The sequence below is a fragment of the Streptomyces aurantiacus genome (genome assembly GCF_027107535.1).
In the GTDB taxonomy this organism is placed as follows: Bacteria; Actinomycetota; Actinomycetes; order Streptomycetales; family Streptomycetaceae; genus Streptomyces.
This window is the reverse complement of the sequence record NZ_CP114283.1, coordinates 4,127,155-4,143,062: the sequence shown is the minus strand read 5'-3', so window position 1 is coordinate 4,143,062 and position 15,908 is coordinate 4,127,155. Positions and strand designations below refer to the sequence as shown.

Genomic DNA, 15,908 nt, shown 5'->3' with positions numbered 1-15,908 from the left:
TCTGACGACCGATGCGCTCGGACGCCGGGGGCAGGGGCGCCCTCACGGCGGCTCAGCCCGGCGAGCCAGCTTCCGGCCCCAGGCACGGCTCGGTGCTTCGACGTATCGGTAGGTCAGCACGCACACCGGCAGCAGCACGGCGAAGAACGCCGCTTCGAGCAGGAGACTGTCGCGCTGCGACCGGCCGATCGTGCCGTAGGTCACCGCCAGCAGCACCGGGTGGACCAGGTAGACGGAGTAGCTGATCACTCCCAGTCCGATCAGCCAGTGCGGCACCCGCCGACGCCGCGATGCCAGCCCGACACCGAACGTCAGCACGGCCAGCAGGAACGCCACGATCCAGCCGCGCCTGCTGAAGGGCGCCTCACCGCTGTGTCCGTACGCGCTCCCCACGGCGCAGGCGATCACCACGACGGCGGTGCAGGCTGCCCACCGCCAGGTGCTCTGCCCGTGTTCGGCCCGGTGGACGGCAGTGCCGAAAAACATCACGGCGAGGATCACCAGGCCCTCCCACATGGGGACCGTGCCGTTGCAGGGCACCAGGACAAGCGCCAGTACCCCTCCCAGTACACCCCCGGACACGCGGAGCACCGGTGACCTGGCGCTCGCACAGCAGACGGCTCCCAACATGGCGATGGAAGCCAACGTGATCAGCAGTCCCGTACCGACCGCGACGGAGAGGGCAGAGGTCCGCACGGTGAGCCCTGCTGTCGCGCTCGCGGCGGCGAGGCCGGCCAGAGTGACGGCGACCGCTGCCGACCGCCGATGCAAGCGGACGGTGAAAAGGGCGACGACCAGCAGATAGAACGCCATCTCGTACGAGAGCGTCCACAGGACGAGGAGGAAACTGCGCGTTCCCAGGAGTTCCTGAAGCAGGGTGACATGGGCGGCGGCCACCACGGCAGCGCTCCGCCCGTCGAGATCACGGATCTCCGCAACGCCCAGCGCGTCGAGTACGAGGACCACGGCGACGACGGCCAGACACAACGGGTAGACGCGGAACACCCGTCCGGCCCAGAACGTCCGGACGCAGCCCCGGCGCTCCAGCGAGGCGGGGATGATGTAGCCGCTCACCAGGAAGAACACCATGATGCCGTAGCGGCTGGTGTTGAACTGCGGCGTCAGTTCCCGCCGGAAGTCCGCCATGAAGGCGTACGAGGAGTGATCGAACACCACGACCAGTGCCGCGATGCCGCGCAACGCGTCCAGCCAGCCCCACCTCGCCGGACCTGCCGAGGTGCCGGGCTCCGGTGGCCGTGGCGGCACGGAGGGCGCTCGCTTCTGGGGAGGCGGGACAGAGGGTGGGGGTTCCATGCCTGGACCGGGTCCTAGAGGTGAGGTGTCGAGCGGGGAACTCAGGACCTCCCGATCAGGCGGTCCCCTCCGCGACGGAGTGGGAGGGCGGCCTCCATGAGCGGGTCCTGACTCCGGCTCAACGACGCGGCCTCGCCCACGGCCCCAGCGCCACCTCAACTGCACCCGTTCGAGCGCGAAAAGGAAGGGGTCGGCGCGCCTCCGGCAACCGTCGCCCCTCCCAGCGCGGATCGCGCTCGGTCTCCCGGCCGCCCGACGACGCTCCGACGTCCCTTCGGCGACCCGACGTTCCGCGTGATGCCACACCGCCAGGCCTTCTCGCCCACCGAGTCCCAAGGGGGAGCGCAACCCCGCGCATTCCGGCGGAGGAACGACGACGCCCCGCCCCCGGAAGCACGACGGGGGCGGGGCGGGCGGGGCGGATCAGCAGCCGTTGACCCACCAATTCGCTTCGCCGTCGTCGTTGGCGTCCGGGTCCCAGCTGTTGCCCCAGCCACGGTCGAGGCAGAAGTGGCGGTCCTCGAACGCCTGGTAGCCGAACACGACCACCGAACTGGGGACGTCCGGTGTGCCGTTGTTGAACCAGGACGAGTCGTTGTTGGCCATGTACGCGTTCCTGGTGTCCACCCAACGCGCGTTCGTGTGGTGGAAGTTGGCGACACCCCAGCCGCCCTGGTCGAAGTTGATGTGCCGGTAGACACACAGCGCCCCGGACTCACAGCCCGCCGGGACGGAGCCGTTGTACCAGGTGGGGTCGGCATGGGCGGGAGCGGAGGAGAGCGCGACCAGGGCGGCGGCGGCCGTGCTCATGGCCAGGGCGAATCTGGATCTACGCATGGCTGTTTCCCTTTCGAGGTGGAGTGAGTTGTAGCAAGGTGAAGTGCGGTGCGTTGTCGTACGACAGGGCTGGTGGGCGGCAGGAGGTTCGGCGCATCGGTGAACGAGGTCGGTCGCGGAGGGAGGAATCAGCCGGCTTTCCTCGGTTCCTGTGCCAGGTCCAGAGCCCGGGTCACCGCGACCGTGTAGTCCTCGGCCGCACCTCGCTGGGCCCCGCGTGCCGCCGTTTGGACGTGGCGCTCCTCCACCCGTTCCGTGACCGCCGCGAGGCGGGTCGACCGGCTGCACCGGGCGTCCGCGACGGCCGTACGGCGTTCGCCGGCCGACACCGTGGCAGCGCCGGCGGCGGGCGCGCGCTTCGAAAGGGCTGTACGGCGCGCTTCCGCGGGAGTACGAGCGCTGTGCCCCCGTTCGGCCATGCACGAGCGCCACTCGCTCAGCGCGGCGGTGTACTCCGGGTCGGAGGAGAAGTTTTCGCGCGTGATGGCACGGAGGTTCGTGACCGTGGCCTTGGCACGGACCCAGCGGGCCTGGTCGCCGTACAACCGCGTACGGGCGTTGGCCTGGCAGCCGTCGGCGCTCGTGAAGACCCTGCCCAGCGTGGGCACTTCGACGGACACGGCGGAGGGATTGGTGCCGTCGAGCGCGCGGGAGAAGGCCCGCTGCTTCTCGGGCGTGAGCGACACGATGTACCGGCCGTTCGGGCCGAGGGCCCGCTTCCCCTGACCGGAAGCGGCGTCACCCGGTGCGGTTCCGTAGCCGTTGGCCCGGGCCCAGGCCACGTCGCCCTGGCGGGAGGCGCTGGCGGCACGCGGAGAGGTCGACGACCGCGGCAGCTCCTCTACGACGTAGCGGAAGCCCTGCTCGTCCATGCAGTCGGCGATGAGCCGCTGTTCGGCAAGGTGCAGCAGCGCCTTCTCGTCGCCGGTGAGTTCGGTTCGCAGCTCCGCGTCGGCCAGTGCCGGCGCAGCCGGTGACGAACCTGCCGAACATCCCGCGGCGAACCCCGAGCAGAGCAGTGCGGCCACCATGGTCCGCAGGGACCTCCCGAGGACCCCGGTCGTTCGGCTGCGCGCCGTCGCCCGGCCGGCACGCACACCACTTCTCCTGGACACTCGTCCCCCGATCGCCCTGCCCCACTGGTCGATCGAAGTGTGCAGATGATCCCGGGAGCAGCGCACGCACTTTCGGCCTCACCCGAATCAAGCCCGCCCAGGACCGTACGGGACCACGGAATTGGGTGCGGGCAAGGTCTCCGAGGGCTCTGGACCGGGGTTTCAGCCTTCTGCATCCGCAGCCGGCCGCGGCGGCTCACACCGAAGGGGCGGCGGGACACCGTGCGAGGAACACGAACTCCCGGCCGGGACGGTCAGGTGCGTCTCGAACGCCATGGATCGCGAAACCCTGCGCGAGCAGGTCCGCCTCGACCTCCTGCCGCCCGCGGAAGCGCAGCGTCGAATCCGATGTCAGCACCTGCCCGTCCGCGGCGAAGACGTACGTCGAGCGGAACGTCACGAGCGGCAAACTCACATCGGTCACCTGGAGCCAGCTCTCGACCGGGCCAACGCCCGGGATGTCCGTCACGGAGTACGAGGACTCGCGCTTCCATCCCTCCCAGGCACGCCTGGCCGGATCCCGGGTCTCGAAGATCAGCAGACCGCCCGGGCGCAGTGCTTCACGGGACCTCCGGAGAGTCTGCTGCCAGCTCGCCGGATCGACGATGGCCTGAGCGACGTTCGCCGTCATGGTCACCAGGTCGACCTGGAGCGCCGGGAGCGCAGCCGCCTCCCCGCAGATCCAGCGCACCCGTCCGCTGCCCGGCTTGCTCCGGGCCACGTCGACGGAGGCTTCAGCGGGGTCCATTCCGACTACGTCGATGCCTCGATCGGCCAGGAGCAGGGCAAGAACACCCGTCCCGCAGCCGATGTCCAGCACCCGCCGCGCCTCGAACTCCTCCACCATGCGGACGTACGCGTCGAGATCGCTGCGATCGGGGTCGAGCGGGTCGTAGATCGCGGCGAGCCGGGGATGTCCGAAGCACTCGTCAGCCATGCGTGCGAAGGTATGGGGCACCGAGACCGCAGTACCACTCCTTTTCACTGCCGGTCGGCGGTGTCGAGCCCACACGGACAAGATCGTTCACACGTGGTGGTGGAGGACGGCCTTCGCCCTTCGTCTGCACCCACTGCACGACGCCGTCATCGGATACGTAATACTCCCAGCATGGAACGGAGCATTACGAGCGGGAGTGGGTCGATCTCGGTACGGCGAGCCACCGCGCGGGACGCGAAGCGGCTCACCCGGCTGGTGCGCGGCTCACGCGCCTACGAGGGGCAGTACGCGGCCATGGTGGCGGGCTACCGCGTCGGCCCGGACTACATCGAGTCCCACCGCGTCTTCGTAGCCACCGACGGCGGCGACGGCCACGTTCTCGGGTTCTACGCGCTCGTCCTCGCCCCACCCGAGCTCGACCTGATGTTCGTCGCCGACCAGTCACAGAACCGTGGCGTCGGCCGGCTGCTCGTCGCCCATATGCAGACCGAAGCACGCGCCGCCGGGCTCGACCGCGTCCGGGTGGTGTCGCATCCCCCGGCAGAGGGTTTCTACCGCAGCGTGGGCGCGGTGCGCGTCGGCACGGCGTCCGCGACCCCGCCCGCCGTCGCGTGGGACCGGCCCGAGCTGGAGTTCCTCATTCCCGCCGACGGTTCCGGACCCTGAGGGCATGTATGGCCCTGGCAGGCGTGTCCGCGTGCCGGGCCGGACCCCCGGCCGGACCGCGAACCCATCGGTTCCCGCATCCCCATCACCGGCGTACCGACCCGGGGTAGTGTCCCTACTTGCCAGTAGGTTCAGCGCCCAGGGAGAGAGCGCCCATGCCCCGCACGTTCACCGTCGCTCGCAGCATCCTGGTCCAGGCGTCACCGTCATCGGTGTACGACCAGGTCAGCCGACCCGCCCAGATGGGCCGCTGGAGCCCCGAGAACCTCGGCGCGTCCGTCTTTGGCGGGGACGGACCGGCTCACGTCGGCATGGTCTTCGACGGGCGCAACAAGCGCGGCCGGTACCGCTGGACGACCCGGTGCACGGTCACCTCAGCCGACCCCGGCCGCCGCTTCGCCTTCCGCGTCCACGCGATCGGACTCAAGCAGCCGCGCCTGAAGGCTCCGATCGCGACATGGGAGTACGCGTTCGAGGCACAGGGTGACGCCACCCTGGTGACGGAGACCTGGATCGACGACCGGCGCTCCTGGCCCACGCCCGTGGTCAACGTGTTCGACCGCGCCGTCACCGGTGGCAGGACCTTCGCCGCCTTTCAGACCGCCAACATCGACAGGACCCTGAGCAACCTCAAGAAGGAACTCGAGGCGACGGCGCGCCCCTGAAGCGAGTGCCGCCGCGAGGCGGGAGATCACCGCGCACCGGTGACTGTCAGTGCCGAACGCTTGTATGCGGGTCATGACATCATCGGTATTTCCCGCTCCGCCGGATCGCATCGAGCGACCGGACGTCACCGTCATGCAGCGGGCCACAGCCGACGAGCTGACCTGCATTCAGCAACTCTGGCCGTCGTTCGAGCAGTTGGTCGGCCTGCGTGGACGCAAGATGTACGCGCAGGTCGACGAACGCCGGAACACCTACACGGTCTGTACGCCGGTCAAGGAACACGACGCCCCCGACCTCCTGGGCCTGAAGTCGGGCTGCTTGGCAGGAGGCTCGTACCTACGGGGCCGCCTGGTCGGCGACCCTCCTCAGATCTACGGGCGAATCGCCGAGGGGGTCGCCGAGTTGCAGGCGATGCTGCCGGCCGATGAGGCGCGGCCACTGATCGAGTTCTACCGCCGGCACGACCAGATCGAACTCTGGCTGCCGATCGGGTCGTGACACCGGCTCAGCCGTACGAGGGTGCTCACCCACTCTTCCCGCGCGGGAAAACCGGCACCACGGGTGAAGTGGGCGCGAAACGGCGGAAGTCGGCACCCCGGTCTTCGCGAGTCGGCCCTCAGGCGGCGGTTCCCCTGCGGGACGAGCGCTGTCGCAGCCAGAGCGGCAGTGCGTACCAGCACACGCCGAAGTACAGCATCACCCCGGTGACGAGGATCTCGGCGAGTATCCCCGGCAGGACGACGCGCAGGATGAGCAGCAGGGTGGAGCCGATCGTGAGGGCGAGCAGCACCATTCCGAACATCATCAACCGGTGCGCGGTCTCCACCAGTTCCTCCTTCATCCGCTGGCCGGCCAGGAAGCGGTGGATCGAGACCGGGGCGATGAGGGACCCGGTGGCCGCCGCGCCCAGGACGACGGTGACCACGTAGATCGTCCGGTCGATGGTTCCCAGGTCCTGGAATCCGGGAGTGAAGGCCACGCTGAGCAGGAAGCCGAAGAGGATCTGTACGCCGGTCTGCGCGACCCGGGTCTCCTGGAGCAGTTCGTTCCAGCGGCGGTTCACCCGCTCCGCCGGCGTCTCCACCTGCTCGTGGGTGTCCTGCTGGGTCTGGCGAGCAGTGAAGGCTTCTCCGGGGCGTGCGGAACCTTTCGGCGCGGCCTCTCCGTCCTCGGAGGGAACCGCGGGTGCGGATCGGTCCGTCACGGCCATGATGTCCTCCACAAGTGGGGTGCTGTACGTCGGGCACTTCCAGATACCCCGCATGGCCTGTGACAAGCCCAGGGCCTGGCTGGTGGCAGGGAACAGCGGGGCGTCACCATGTACGCATGACGGACGAGGCAATCGTGAACACGCACCAGGCCGAGGCCTGGAACGGCTATGAGGGCACGCACTGGGCCGACCATCAGGCGCGCTACGACAATCTCAATGACGCGGCCAACGAACCCCTTCTGGCCGCAGGCCGCATCCAGGACCCGGACACGGTCCTCGACATCGGCTGCGGCAACGGGCACCTCACGCGTCTCGCGGCCCGCCGCGGAGCCGGCGCCCTCGGCGTCGACCTGTCCGCTCCCATGCTGGAGCGGGCCAGGGCGAGCGCCACCGAGGAGGGACTCGCCAACGTTTCCTTCGTGCGGGGTGACGCCCAGGTGTACCCGTTCCCGGAGGCGGGCTTCGACGTGGCCGTCAGCCGCTTCGGCGTGATGTTCTTCGCCGATCCGGTGGCCGCGTTCGCCAACATCGGGCGGGCTCTGCGGCCGGGCGGTCGGCTCGCCTTCGTCTGCCCGCAGGCCTTCAGCCGTATGGAACAGTCCGTCGTCCTCGACGCCGTCGCCGAGCATGTGACCCTGCCCGACCTGGCGAAGGAGACGCGCACGGGTCCCGCCTCCTTCGCCGACCCCGCACGCACCACGGCAGTGCTGCGCGACGCCGGGTTCGCCGATGCCGACGCCACCGCCATCGAGCGGCCGCAGCTGTGGGGCGAGGACGCTGAGGACGCCGCCTCCTTCCTCTTCGGGTGGGGACCCATGCGGCACTGGCTGCGGGACGCGGACCCGCAGGCCACACAGCGCGCCCGCCGAGCGGCGACCGACGCCTTCCGCCCCTATCAGTCGGACACCGGCGTCCGGTTGACGGCCCGCCTCTGGCTGGTGACCGCCACCTGGGGCGGAGCCGCGTAGGAAGGTCCGGGCACCTGCCCGGCAAAAGGCTCTCGACTGCCGGTCGGCCGACTTCAGCGACGGACCAGGGCGGCGGACATACCTGTCTGCCCAAGTGGGGATCAGCTACACGGGGCACACACAGATCCGGTGAGGGACGAGCAGTGGCAGGCCTACGCTCACACCACCGCACGGCTTGCCGGGAAGGGGGCATCGGCGTGATGAACCGACCGCTGCTCTACCTGGACGTGGACGGGCCGCTCAATCCCTATGCCGCGAAGCCGCACCGGCGGCCCGAGGGCTATGTGACCCATCGGATGAAGCCGGAGGGCTGGATCGCCCAGCACCCCGGCACGCCCCGCAGCCACGTGAAACCGCTCCGGGTGTGGCTCAATCCCGAACACGGCTCCCGCCTACGGGAGTTGGGCGAGCAGTACGACCTGGTGTGGGCCACCACCTGGGGTGCTGAGGCCAACACGTACATAGGGCCGGTCATCGGTCTTCCGCTGCTCCCGGTCGTGGAGTGGCCCACGACGCACGAGACGCACCCGGACGGCACGTTCTGGAAGACCCGGCACCTCGTCGCACACGCCGACGGCCGGCCGTTCGCCTGGATCGACGACGACCTCGACGACACCGACCGCGCCTTCGTCGCCTCGCACCACCAGGGCCCGGCGCTCCTCCACCACGTCGACGCCCGAGTGGGGCTGCGCGACAGCGACTTCGCCGTCCTCGGCTCGTTCGCCCGCGCGCTGTGATCCTCGGCTCTCACAGGGACGGGTACCGGTGGCCGAAAGCCGCCATGACCTGTCACCGGGGCAGGCCGAAGGGGCGGGGCGGTCCACCACGGCCGTACAACCTCCGAGCGGCTCGGTGGTCTTCCCTTCCGGGGTGCGTCATGGGAACGGAACACCAGATTGCCTTCTTCCTCAGGGAGTTGGCAGGACCGGACGTGCGGCGCCGCACGGCAGCGGCCAAGGGCCTTGGCCGAATCGGACGCCATGAGCACGCCTGGCGACTCGCCGAGACGGCGGGCGACCCGGTACCCGAGGTACGCGAGGCCGCAGCCATCGGCCTCGGCCGGCTCGGGGTACCGGAAGCGGGTCAGAGGGTGCTCCCGCTCCTGATGGCCGACAGGGATCCGTGGGTACGCCGCGCGGCCTCACTGGCCGCGCTCAAACTGGACCTCCGGGGTGACGAGATCGTGCAGGCCTATGCGGACCTGCTCCGTGATCCCGACCACCACCTTCGTATCAACGCTCTGGTCGGTCTGACAGCCATGCGCATCCCCGGCGATGTCCCGGCCCTGGTCAGGCTGCTCGGAGATCAGGACGGCGCCGTGTGGGGACGGGCCCGAAGTCTGATCTACCGCTTGAGGGACGACAGGGCCGTGAAGGCGGAGGTGATCCGGGCGGCCCGGGAGGGCGACGGCGCCATCCGGGTGGAGGCACTGACGCTGCTGCCACGCCGGTGCATCAAACGACTGCTCGACTCGCTGCTCGCGGGGCTGCGTGATCCGTCCCCCGAGGTACGCGTCGCCGTGGCCGACCGGCTGTCCGACGTGGAGACGCCACGGGTCCGTGACGCCCTGACCGCCGCCCTGGACGCCGAACGCGACTCTTCGGTGGCACTGAACCTGCTGGGCATCCTGGAACGGCACAGCGATCAGCGGATGGTCGGCGCGGCACTTCGATGGCTTCGCGACCCCGTGGCCGGCCCGGCGGCCGCCGGCGTACTGGGAGAGGTGGACACCGGGGCCGCTGTCGAGCACCTGCGCGGCGTCATCGACGACACGTCGCTTCCTGGGCCGAACCGTGCCGCCGCCGCGAAAGCCATCGGCGCGTGCGGACGATGGGACGCCGTATGGCTGCTGCTCCCGCTGCTCGACGATCCGGACCCCGACGCGCAGGCCGGCGCCGTCGACGGTCTGGGCTCACGCGTCTACTACGGGCTCCACCTCTGGGAACGCCGCCCCGTGGCCCGGGCACTGGTCGCTCGCCTGACGAGCCACAGCGACTCCACCTGGCGGACCGCCAACGCCCTCAGCGGGCTCGCGGAGGCCTTGCCGGCCCTCCGGCGCCTGGCCGACACCTCCGACGCCGTAGAGGTGCGGGCCGCCGCCCTCTCCCTGCTCGTCCCGGAGGACCTGGACGGCCCCGGTCGTGGCGCCTACGGCACGGAGGCGGACCTGCGCCGCCTGGTGCGGGGCCTCGACGACGACCAGGAGCCCGTCCGCCACAGCGCCGCCCACGGTCTCAAGCAGTGGGTCGCGGTCGGCTTGACGCTCCCGCCCGTCGGCGATGCGGTGCGCGACCGGCTCCTGACTCTCGCTCAGGACCCGTCCCCGCGGGTGCGCTCAGCCGCCGCCGACGCACACCAGGCAGTTGCCTACGGCTGGATCCACTGACTGCCGCAGCCCTGCGGAGGAGAGCGGTACGGTACCCGGCCGGGGTTGGGTGGACCGCCTGGGCCTGCCGGACCAGTCACGGACCGTCCCGGTGGCCTAAATACGCTCCCACGGAAAACCATCTGACATGCCGACGGGAGAGCGGTACTGTCGCTCGCGATGACGACTCACTCTGTTGGCAGAATGGGGGTCCCGTCCGCGCAAGGTGAGTGCTGATGCTCACTGACACCGCGTACGAGGATGCCCGCCTTTCCTTCTGGTCGCGCGTGCGAGAGTTCGCCGTGCCGCCCTCCATGATCGACACCGCGACCGCTCGCCGCCGCGCCGGCGACTGGGCAGGGGCGTGCGCCGCCGCGAACGTCGACGTCGATCTCGATCTGCGGTCCCTGGCACGCACCCATGGCCGGGACTTGGCCGCCCGGGTCCGCGACGATCTACGTCACCTGGCGCCCGACCTGCTGCGCTGGCACATGCCGAGGATCGCTCCCCACGGTTTGCTGCGCCCAGGGCTGACGATCGCTCTGACGCGCTACGACGCCCTGGAACGCGACGGCCCGGGCACGACGTACCTGGTGGTGCGGACGGCACCCGCCTGGGCGGATGCCGGTCAGCGCGCCAGCCTCGCCCTCTGGGACGGATCCCGTGCCGACGCGAGCAGCCGCCGCCATCCGCATCCCCGTCCGAACCGGCGGTTCCGCCTCGATCTGCACCGTCACCTGTGGGATGCCCGCCGGAGCGACGAGCTGCGAGCCCGCTCGGGAGCCGACCGACCACCCGGCGAGGGGCAGCCCCTGGTGAACCCGGAGGTGCTGGACCGGGTACCTCGGGATCGCGACTGCGCCGTCGGCCGGTGGGCTGCCGAGGCGGGGATCCTGCTCGGGGCCGAAGGCCGGTCCGCCGGTACCGTCGCCGTCCGGGTGGGATCCCGGCAGCGGCTGCTTCTGGACCTGGCCGCGGAAGCGGAGGGGTCCGGGTCACCCGGATTCACCGTCGAGGTGGCATCCCGCCCCGGCATGGCCGCCGACCTGCCGGTCCTGCCCGACGCGGCGACCTGGACGCTGCCCGACCTGGAGCTGATCCGCAGCGGTGCGGTCCGGGCCGATCAGCTGCACCCACTGGTCGCCTCGGCGTTGGCACCCGACCGTGCACCGGCCTCCGCGCAGCCGGACGACACGCGGGCCTCCACACGGGCGCCGAACCAGTCACCGCCGGCCCCGCCTCGGACTCCGGGCAGCCCCGGACCACCGCACCTCGTCCTGTGCCGGGGCGCACACCACCGGATCGGCCTGGTCGACGGCGTCCTGTCCCCGATGGACCACGACCCCGTCGAGATCCGCCGCGAGGAACTCCTGGCCGAACTCACCGGCACGCCACTCCCCTGTCTCCAGGCCATCGACACCGCACACCGCCGTCCCGACTGCCTCACCGGTGTCCGGGAGCGCCTCCAGCACGGTGACATCGCCGGGGCCCTGGCCGTCGTCGAGAATCTCCTGGGCCCCGACGCCCTGCTGCGCGACGGCCCACTGCGGGACGAACTCGAAGCGGCCGCGCGGCGGCGCGTCACGTACGGGCTCTTCCGTGCGGACCTCACCCAGCCCGGGCCCGGCGGCATACGCCCGGGTCCCTCTCGCCCTCGGGACCACCGCTCCAACCCACGGCACGCGACCGCCCGTTGACACGCCGTGTGTCGCCCTCTGCCCGCCCCTCCACGAACCCCAGGTGACCCAACATGCCGACTCCCAGCACCTTCGCCACGCCCACCGCACCCTCCGACCCGACTCACCTCCCCCAACTCGACGTCGCCGACGCCCTGTTGGCCCGACTCCGCGACACCGCCACCGAACCGCGCTCCGACATCCAGCTCGAAGCACTCACCCTGGCCGTCGCCGCCGACCTGCCCGTCCTCCTGTGGGGCGAGCCGGGTATCGGCAAGACCGCCGCCCTGACCCAGCTCGCCGCGGCCCTGGACCTTCCCCTGACCACCGTCATCGCCAGCGTGCACGAGCCGTCGGACTTCTCCGGGCTGCCCGTCATCGGCGACGACCCCGCGGAACAGGGCGTCCCCATGGCGCCACCGGACTGGGCGGTCCGTCTGGTGAGGGCAGGCCGGGGGCTGCTGTTCCTCGACGAGCTGTCCACCGCACCTCCAGCGGTCCAGGCCGCACTGCTGCGCCTGGTACTGGAACGGCGGATCGGCGCCCTGCGGTTGCCGCCCGGCGTACGCATCGTGGCCGCCGCCAATCCGCGGTCCTCGGCTGCCGACGGCTGGGAGCTGAGCCCACCCCTGGCCAACCGGTTCGTCCACCTCCAGTGGACCCACGACCACGACGTGGTGGTGCGGGGCCTCGGCGGCACCTGGCCGCGGGCCACGCTGCCCCGGCTGGATCCTGAGCGGCTGCCGGAGGCCGTGAGCTTCGCCCGCCGTGCCGTGTGCGAGCTTCTCTCCGCCCGACCAGGGCTCGTACACCGGCTGCCCAGCAGTGAGACGCGGCGGGGTGGCCCCTGGCCGTCGCCGCGGAGCTGGGAGATGACCCTGTGCCTGATCGCCTTCGCGACGGCGGCCGGCTCCTCCCGGGAGGTGCTCTCCCTGCTGGTCAGAGGGACGGTGGGCGACGGTCCCGGTCTGGAACTCCTGGCCGGTCTGGACCGCATGGACCTCCCGGACCCCGAACTGCTGCTCGCCGACCCGGCGGCCGCCGCCCTGCCCGAACGCGGAGACCTGCGCCAAGCCGTGCTCGACGGTGTCGTGGCCGCCGTCCGCAAACGTCCGGACAAGGCGCGCTGGGACGCCGCGTGGGCACTCCTGGTACGGGCGCTGGACACCGGAGCCCCGGACCTCGTGGTCGTCCCCGCGACCACGCTCGCCTCGCTGCGGCAGCAGGACTGGGACGTTCCGGCGTCGATCGAACGTCTCGCCGGAGCGGTGTCCATCTCCCGGCGGGCAGACCGTGCGGCGGCCCGGGCCACCGCCGCCACGAAGGCCGGCCGGTGATCCCGGAACCGACGGGGGCCCTGGACCTCGACAAACTCTTCGCCGCCCGGCTGCAGGCGGCCCGGGCCCGGCCCTACCTGGCGACGGCGCTCTTCGCCCTGCACACCGTCGAGTCTCCGTCCGTGCCGACGATGGCCGTCGACCGGCACTGGCGGTGCTACGTCTCACCGGCGTTCGTGGACCGCACACCGGTGGAGGAGCTGGCCGGTGTGTGGGTGCACGAGGTGTCGCACCTGCTGCGCGACCACCACGGTCGCAGTGACAGGGTCGCGAAGGAACGCGGGCTGACCGGAGCCGGGGAACGACTTCGGATGAACATCGCAGCGGACTGCGAGATCAACGACGACGTGTACGGAGATGGGCTGGTCCGCCCCCGGGACGTCGTCGACCCCGGCTCCCTCGGGCTGCCCGAGGGAGCCCTCATGGAGGACTATCTGCGGCAGTTCCGGCTCGGACCGCGCACCCAGGGTCACACCTGGCTGGACTGCGGCAGCGGGGCGGACGGTCTGGAGAGGGAGTGGGAGCTGGGGCCGGCCGGCGCGCACGGCCTCAGTGCGCAGGAACGGGACGCGGTGCGGTTCCGGGTGGCCCAGGGCATCAAGGGCCGTCCGGGGCGCGCCTCCAGGGCCTGGCAGCGATGGGCGGAGGAGGCGTTCCAACCCCCGCAGCCGTGGCGGGAGTTGCTGGGTGCGGCGATCCGTTCGGCGACCTCCGGCTCCGGCGCGGGCCAGGACTACAGCTACGGCCGGCCGTCACGCCGCTCGGCCGGGGTGCCGGGCGCCGTGCTGCCCAGTCTCAGACGCAGGCCTCCCCGGGTCTCCGTGGTCATCGACACCTCCGGGTCGGTCAGCGACGCCGAACTGGGCAGTGCGCTGCGTGAGGTCGCCGCGATCTCCCGTGCCGTCGGCGGCCGCCGCGACCTGGTCTCCGTACTGCCGTGTGACGCGGCCGCCGGGGTGGTACAGCCCCTGTGCCGTGCGGAGGGGATCCTGCTGCTGGGCGGCGGGGGCACGGACCTGCGCACGGGCTTCACCAAGGCACTCCGTACCCGGCCCCGGCCGGATGTCGTCGTGGTCCTGACGGACGGTCAGACACCCTGGCCGAGCACCCGGCCGTCCTGCCGGACGGTGGTGGGCCTGTTCCCCCGGCCGTACGGCTCCGGCGCGTGGGACGAGGACGATCCCGAGTACGTCCCTGATTCGCCACCGGACTGGGCTCGCGTGGTGGAGATCGGCTCGGTGCCCGCCGTTCGGTGAAGCAGACCGCGCACTCCTACCGGGCCGACAGGCACGTGGCCGCCTCGGAGGTCGTCGGTGACCGTCTGATCTCCGTCTCCTGGCAGGGCAGGGTCTCGGCCTACTCGCTGACCACGGGAAAGACCCTGTGGACCGGCCCGGTGGGCATCAGGATGCCCGACAGTGACACGGTGTCGGCCATCGCGTCTCCCGTGGTGTCGGCGGGGCAGGGGGTCGTGTACTTCTTCAGCCCGACCGGAGAGCTGTCCGGCCTCGATCTGCACTCGGGTGAGCAGGTCTGGCGTGGCCACGTCGACATGGGCGAACCAGGCCCCAGCTTCAGGGACGCACCCCAGATCCTGCTCTACGAGGATGTGCTGGTCGCCCAGAACCGCGGCAGGATCTTCTCTCTTCTGCCGCGGATCGGAGGCTGACCCGAAGAGTTGTCGGCCGGGGCGGGCCTGCCCCGGCCCGCTCCCGTACTGGCCGGAGGCGCGCGGACCCGCGCCGCACGCCGGGTCCCGTCAGTCGTCCGGCATCGTGCTCCGCCGGTCCTGGTCGGGGAGGCGCAGGAGTGCCGCTCCGACCGGGGTGAGGGTGTGCAGGACGGTGTTCGCGTGACGGTGGCTGGCGATGAGTCCCGAATCGCGCAGCACGGTGGTGTGGTGGCTGGCGTTGGCGGGCGACACCGAGACCGCGCGGGCGATCTCCGCGTTGGTGGCGCCGTGCTTCATCGCCAGCAGTACCGCGGCGCGGGTGCGCCCGAGCAGTGCCGACAGTGGCGTCTCGGCCGAGCACGGCTGGGGCGCGGGGTCGGTCGGAGTCAGTGGGTACAGCAGCATGGGCGGCAGGTTGGAGTCGGCGAAGGAGACCGGCTTCTGCCAGCAGAAGTACGAGGGGATCAGGCGCAGGCCGCGGCCTCCCAGGTGGAGGTCACGATCGACACCGCCCACGTACTCGACTTCGAGGACGGGTGCCCGCCAGCGCATGACGGGCCCCAGTCCCCCGAGCAGGCCTTCCGCTCCGCCGTGCAGCAGGTCGCGCCCTCGGCGGGCGCACTCGGCGTCGATGCGGGCCTGCATGCGGTCGCTGTAGGGCGCGATGGCGGCGTTGTGGTACCTGCGCAGCGCTGAGACCAGTTCAGCGCGGACGTCCTTGTCCGCGAGGCGGTACATGTCCGCCGGCACCTTCCTCACCTGCGCCAGCAGCCCGATCTCGTGCCGGACCCGGTCGGGTGGGGTGTCGAGGATGGCGTCGAGTCCGCTTCCGAGGCCCTGGTCCCCCTCGGCCGGTGTGAGGAAGTCGGGGAAGTACGTCGCGCGGGGGAACAGCGGAAACAGCAGTGTGCGTACCACGGCGCCCAGTTGCTGCGAGGCGATGGCGGCGCGGGCGTCGCGGTACCAGGCGGCGTGGGCCCAGCGTCCGCGCTTGGACTGTAGGCGGTGCAGGCTGGCGGCGATCTCCCATAAGGGATCGGGCCGGGCGGCGAGCCGCGTTCGTGAGAGATCCTCCGCCGTGAAATGGATACGCAGCACGGTCCCCCCATGCGTGATTCCTGTCCGATGCGGCAGAGAATGCCGCG

At 71.1% G+C, this 15,908-nt stretch carries 16 protein-coding genes; 10 read left to right on the top strand and 6 right to left on the bottom strand.

The genetic code is table 11. From position 1 onward, the window contains the following. Window positions 1-42 precede the first annotated feature (42 nt). The 4 genes from O1Q96_RS20140 to O1Q96_RS20125 all read right to left on the bottom strand — a co-directional run bounded on the left by O1Q96_RS20140 (window position 43) and on the right by O1Q96_RS20125 (window position 4,203). On the bottom strand, window positions 43-1,266 hold the full coding sequence (locus O1Q96_RS20140) for an acyltransferase family protein (RefSeq protein ID WP_331276051.1): 1,224 nt from the start codon (window positions 1,264-1,266) through the stop codon (window positions 43-45). Between the two features lie 471 nt (window positions 1,267-1,737). After that, on the bottom strand, window positions 1,738-2,151 hold the full coding sequence (locus O1Q96_RS20135) for a peptidase inhibitor family I36 protein (RefSeq protein WP_269249532.1): 414 nt from the start codon (window positions 2,149-2,151) through the stop codon (window positions 1,738-1,740). 128 nt (window positions 2,152-2,279) lie between these two features. Then, window positions 2,280-3,182, bottom strand: a complete 903-nt coding sequence (locus tag O1Q96_RS20130) for a hypothetical protein (protein WP_269249531.1) — start codon at window positions 3,180-3,182, stop codon at window positions 2,280-2,282. Between the two features lie 280 nt (window positions 3,183-3,462). Next, on the bottom strand, window positions 3,463-4,203 hold the full coding sequence (locus tag O1Q96_RS20125) for a class I SAM-dependent methyltransferase (protein WP_269249530.1): 741 nt from the start codon (window positions 4,201-4,203) through the stop codon (window positions 3,463-3,465). 171 nt (window positions 4,204-4,374) lie between these two features. Between O1Q96_RS20125 and O1Q96_RS20120 the strand changes: the two genes are divergently transcribed. From O1Q96_RS20120 to O1Q96_RS20110, 3 genes are all read left to right on the top strand, one after another. Beyond that, entirely contained in the window at window positions 4,375-4,869 is a 495-nt protein-coding gene (locus tag O1Q96_RS20120; protein WP_269249529.1) for a GNAT family N-acetyltransferase, read from the top strand. 155 nt (window positions 4,870-5,024) lie between these two features. Continuing rightward, window positions 5,025-5,534 (top strand): SRPBCC family protein, encoded by a 510-nt coding sequence (locus O1Q96_RS20115; protein WP_269249528.1) that lies wholly within the window; start codon window positions 5,025-5,027, stop codon window positions 5,532-5,534. Between the two features lie 73 nt (window positions 5,535-5,607). Then, window positions 5,608-6,033 carry a hypothetical protein gene (locus O1Q96_RS20110; protein ID WP_269249527.1) on the top strand — a complete coding sequence of 142 codons (426 nt, stop codon included), beginning with the start codon at window positions 5,608-5,610 and terminating at the stop codon, window positions 6,031-6,033. Between the two features lie 118 nt (window positions 6,034-6,151). Here O1Q96_RS20110 and O1Q96_RS20105 read toward each other — a convergent pair whose 3' ends face one another. Further along, a complete protein-coding gene (locus O1Q96_RS20105) occupies window positions 6,152-6,745 on the bottom strand; it encodes a DUF6328 family protein (protein WP_269249526.1) in 594 nt (197 codons plus the stop codon). A gap of 116 nt (window positions 6,746-6,861) precedes the next feature. Between O1Q96_RS20105 and O1Q96_RS20100 the strand changes: the two genes are divergently transcribed. The 7 genes from O1Q96_RS20100 (at window position 6,862) to O1Q96_RS20070 (ending at window position 14,760) form a co-directional block, all read left to right on the top strand. Further along, window positions 6,862-7,713, top strand: coding sequence for a class I SAM-dependent methyltransferase (locus O1Q96_RS20100; RefSeq protein ID WP_269249525.1), 852 nt, complete (start codon window positions 6,862-6,864; stop codon window positions 7,711-7,713). Between the two features lie 200 nt (window positions 7,714-7,913). Further along, complete coding sequence (locus tag O1Q96_RS20095; RefSeq protein WP_269249524.1) at window positions 7,914-8,450, top strand: HAD domain-containing protein; 537 nt, start codon at window positions 7,914-7,916, stop codon at window positions 8,448-8,450. A gap of 140 nt (window positions 8,451-8,590) precedes the next feature. Next, window positions 8,591-10,099 (top strand): HEAT repeat domain-containing protein, encoded by a 1,509-nt coding sequence (locus O1Q96_RS20090; protein WP_269249523.1) that lies wholly within the window; start codon window positions 8,591-8,593, stop codon window positions 10,097-10,099. 215 nt (window positions 10,100-10,314) lie between these two features. Next, window positions 10,315-11,775 (top strand): hypothetical protein, encoded by a 1,461-nt coding sequence (locus tag O1Q96_RS20085; RefSeq protein ID WP_269249522.1) that lies wholly within the window; start codon window positions 10,315-10,317, stop codon window positions 11,773-11,775. A 53-nt stretch (window positions 11,776-11,828) separates the two neighbouring features. Next, the gene (locus O1Q96_RS20080; RefSeq protein ID WP_269249521.1) at window positions 11,829-13,091 is read left to right on the top strand and encodes an AAA family ATPase; all 1,263 of its coding nucleotides are present in this window, start codon (window positions 11,829-11,831) and stop codon (window positions 13,089-13,091) included. Further along, window positions 13,088-14,347: a vWA domain-containing protein gene (locus tag O1Q96_RS20075; protein ID WP_269249520.1), complete on the top strand. Its 1,260-nt coding sequence runs from the start codon at window positions 13,088-13,090 to the stop codon at window positions 14,345-14,347. The genes O1Q96_RS20080 and O1Q96_RS20075 overlap by 4 nt, the downstream gene beginning before the upstream one ends. Beyond that, window positions 14,344-14,760, top strand: coding sequence for an outer membrane protein assembly factor BamB family protein (locus O1Q96_RS20070; RefSeq protein ID WP_269249519.1), 417 nt, complete (start codon window positions 14,344-14,346; stop codon window positions 14,758-14,760). Before O1Q96_RS20075 ends, O1Q96_RS20070 begins: the two co-directional genes overlap by 4 nt. A gap of 90 nt (window positions 14,761-14,850) precedes the next feature. Here O1Q96_RS20070 and O1Q96_RS20065 read toward each other — a convergent pair whose 3' ends face one another. Next, window positions 14,851-15,861, bottom strand: a complete 1,011-nt coding sequence (locus O1Q96_RS20065; protein WP_269249518.1) for a winged helix-turn-helix domain-containing protein — start codon at window positions 15,859-15,861, stop codon at window positions 14,851-14,853. Window positions 15,862-15,908 lie beyond the last annotated feature (47 nt).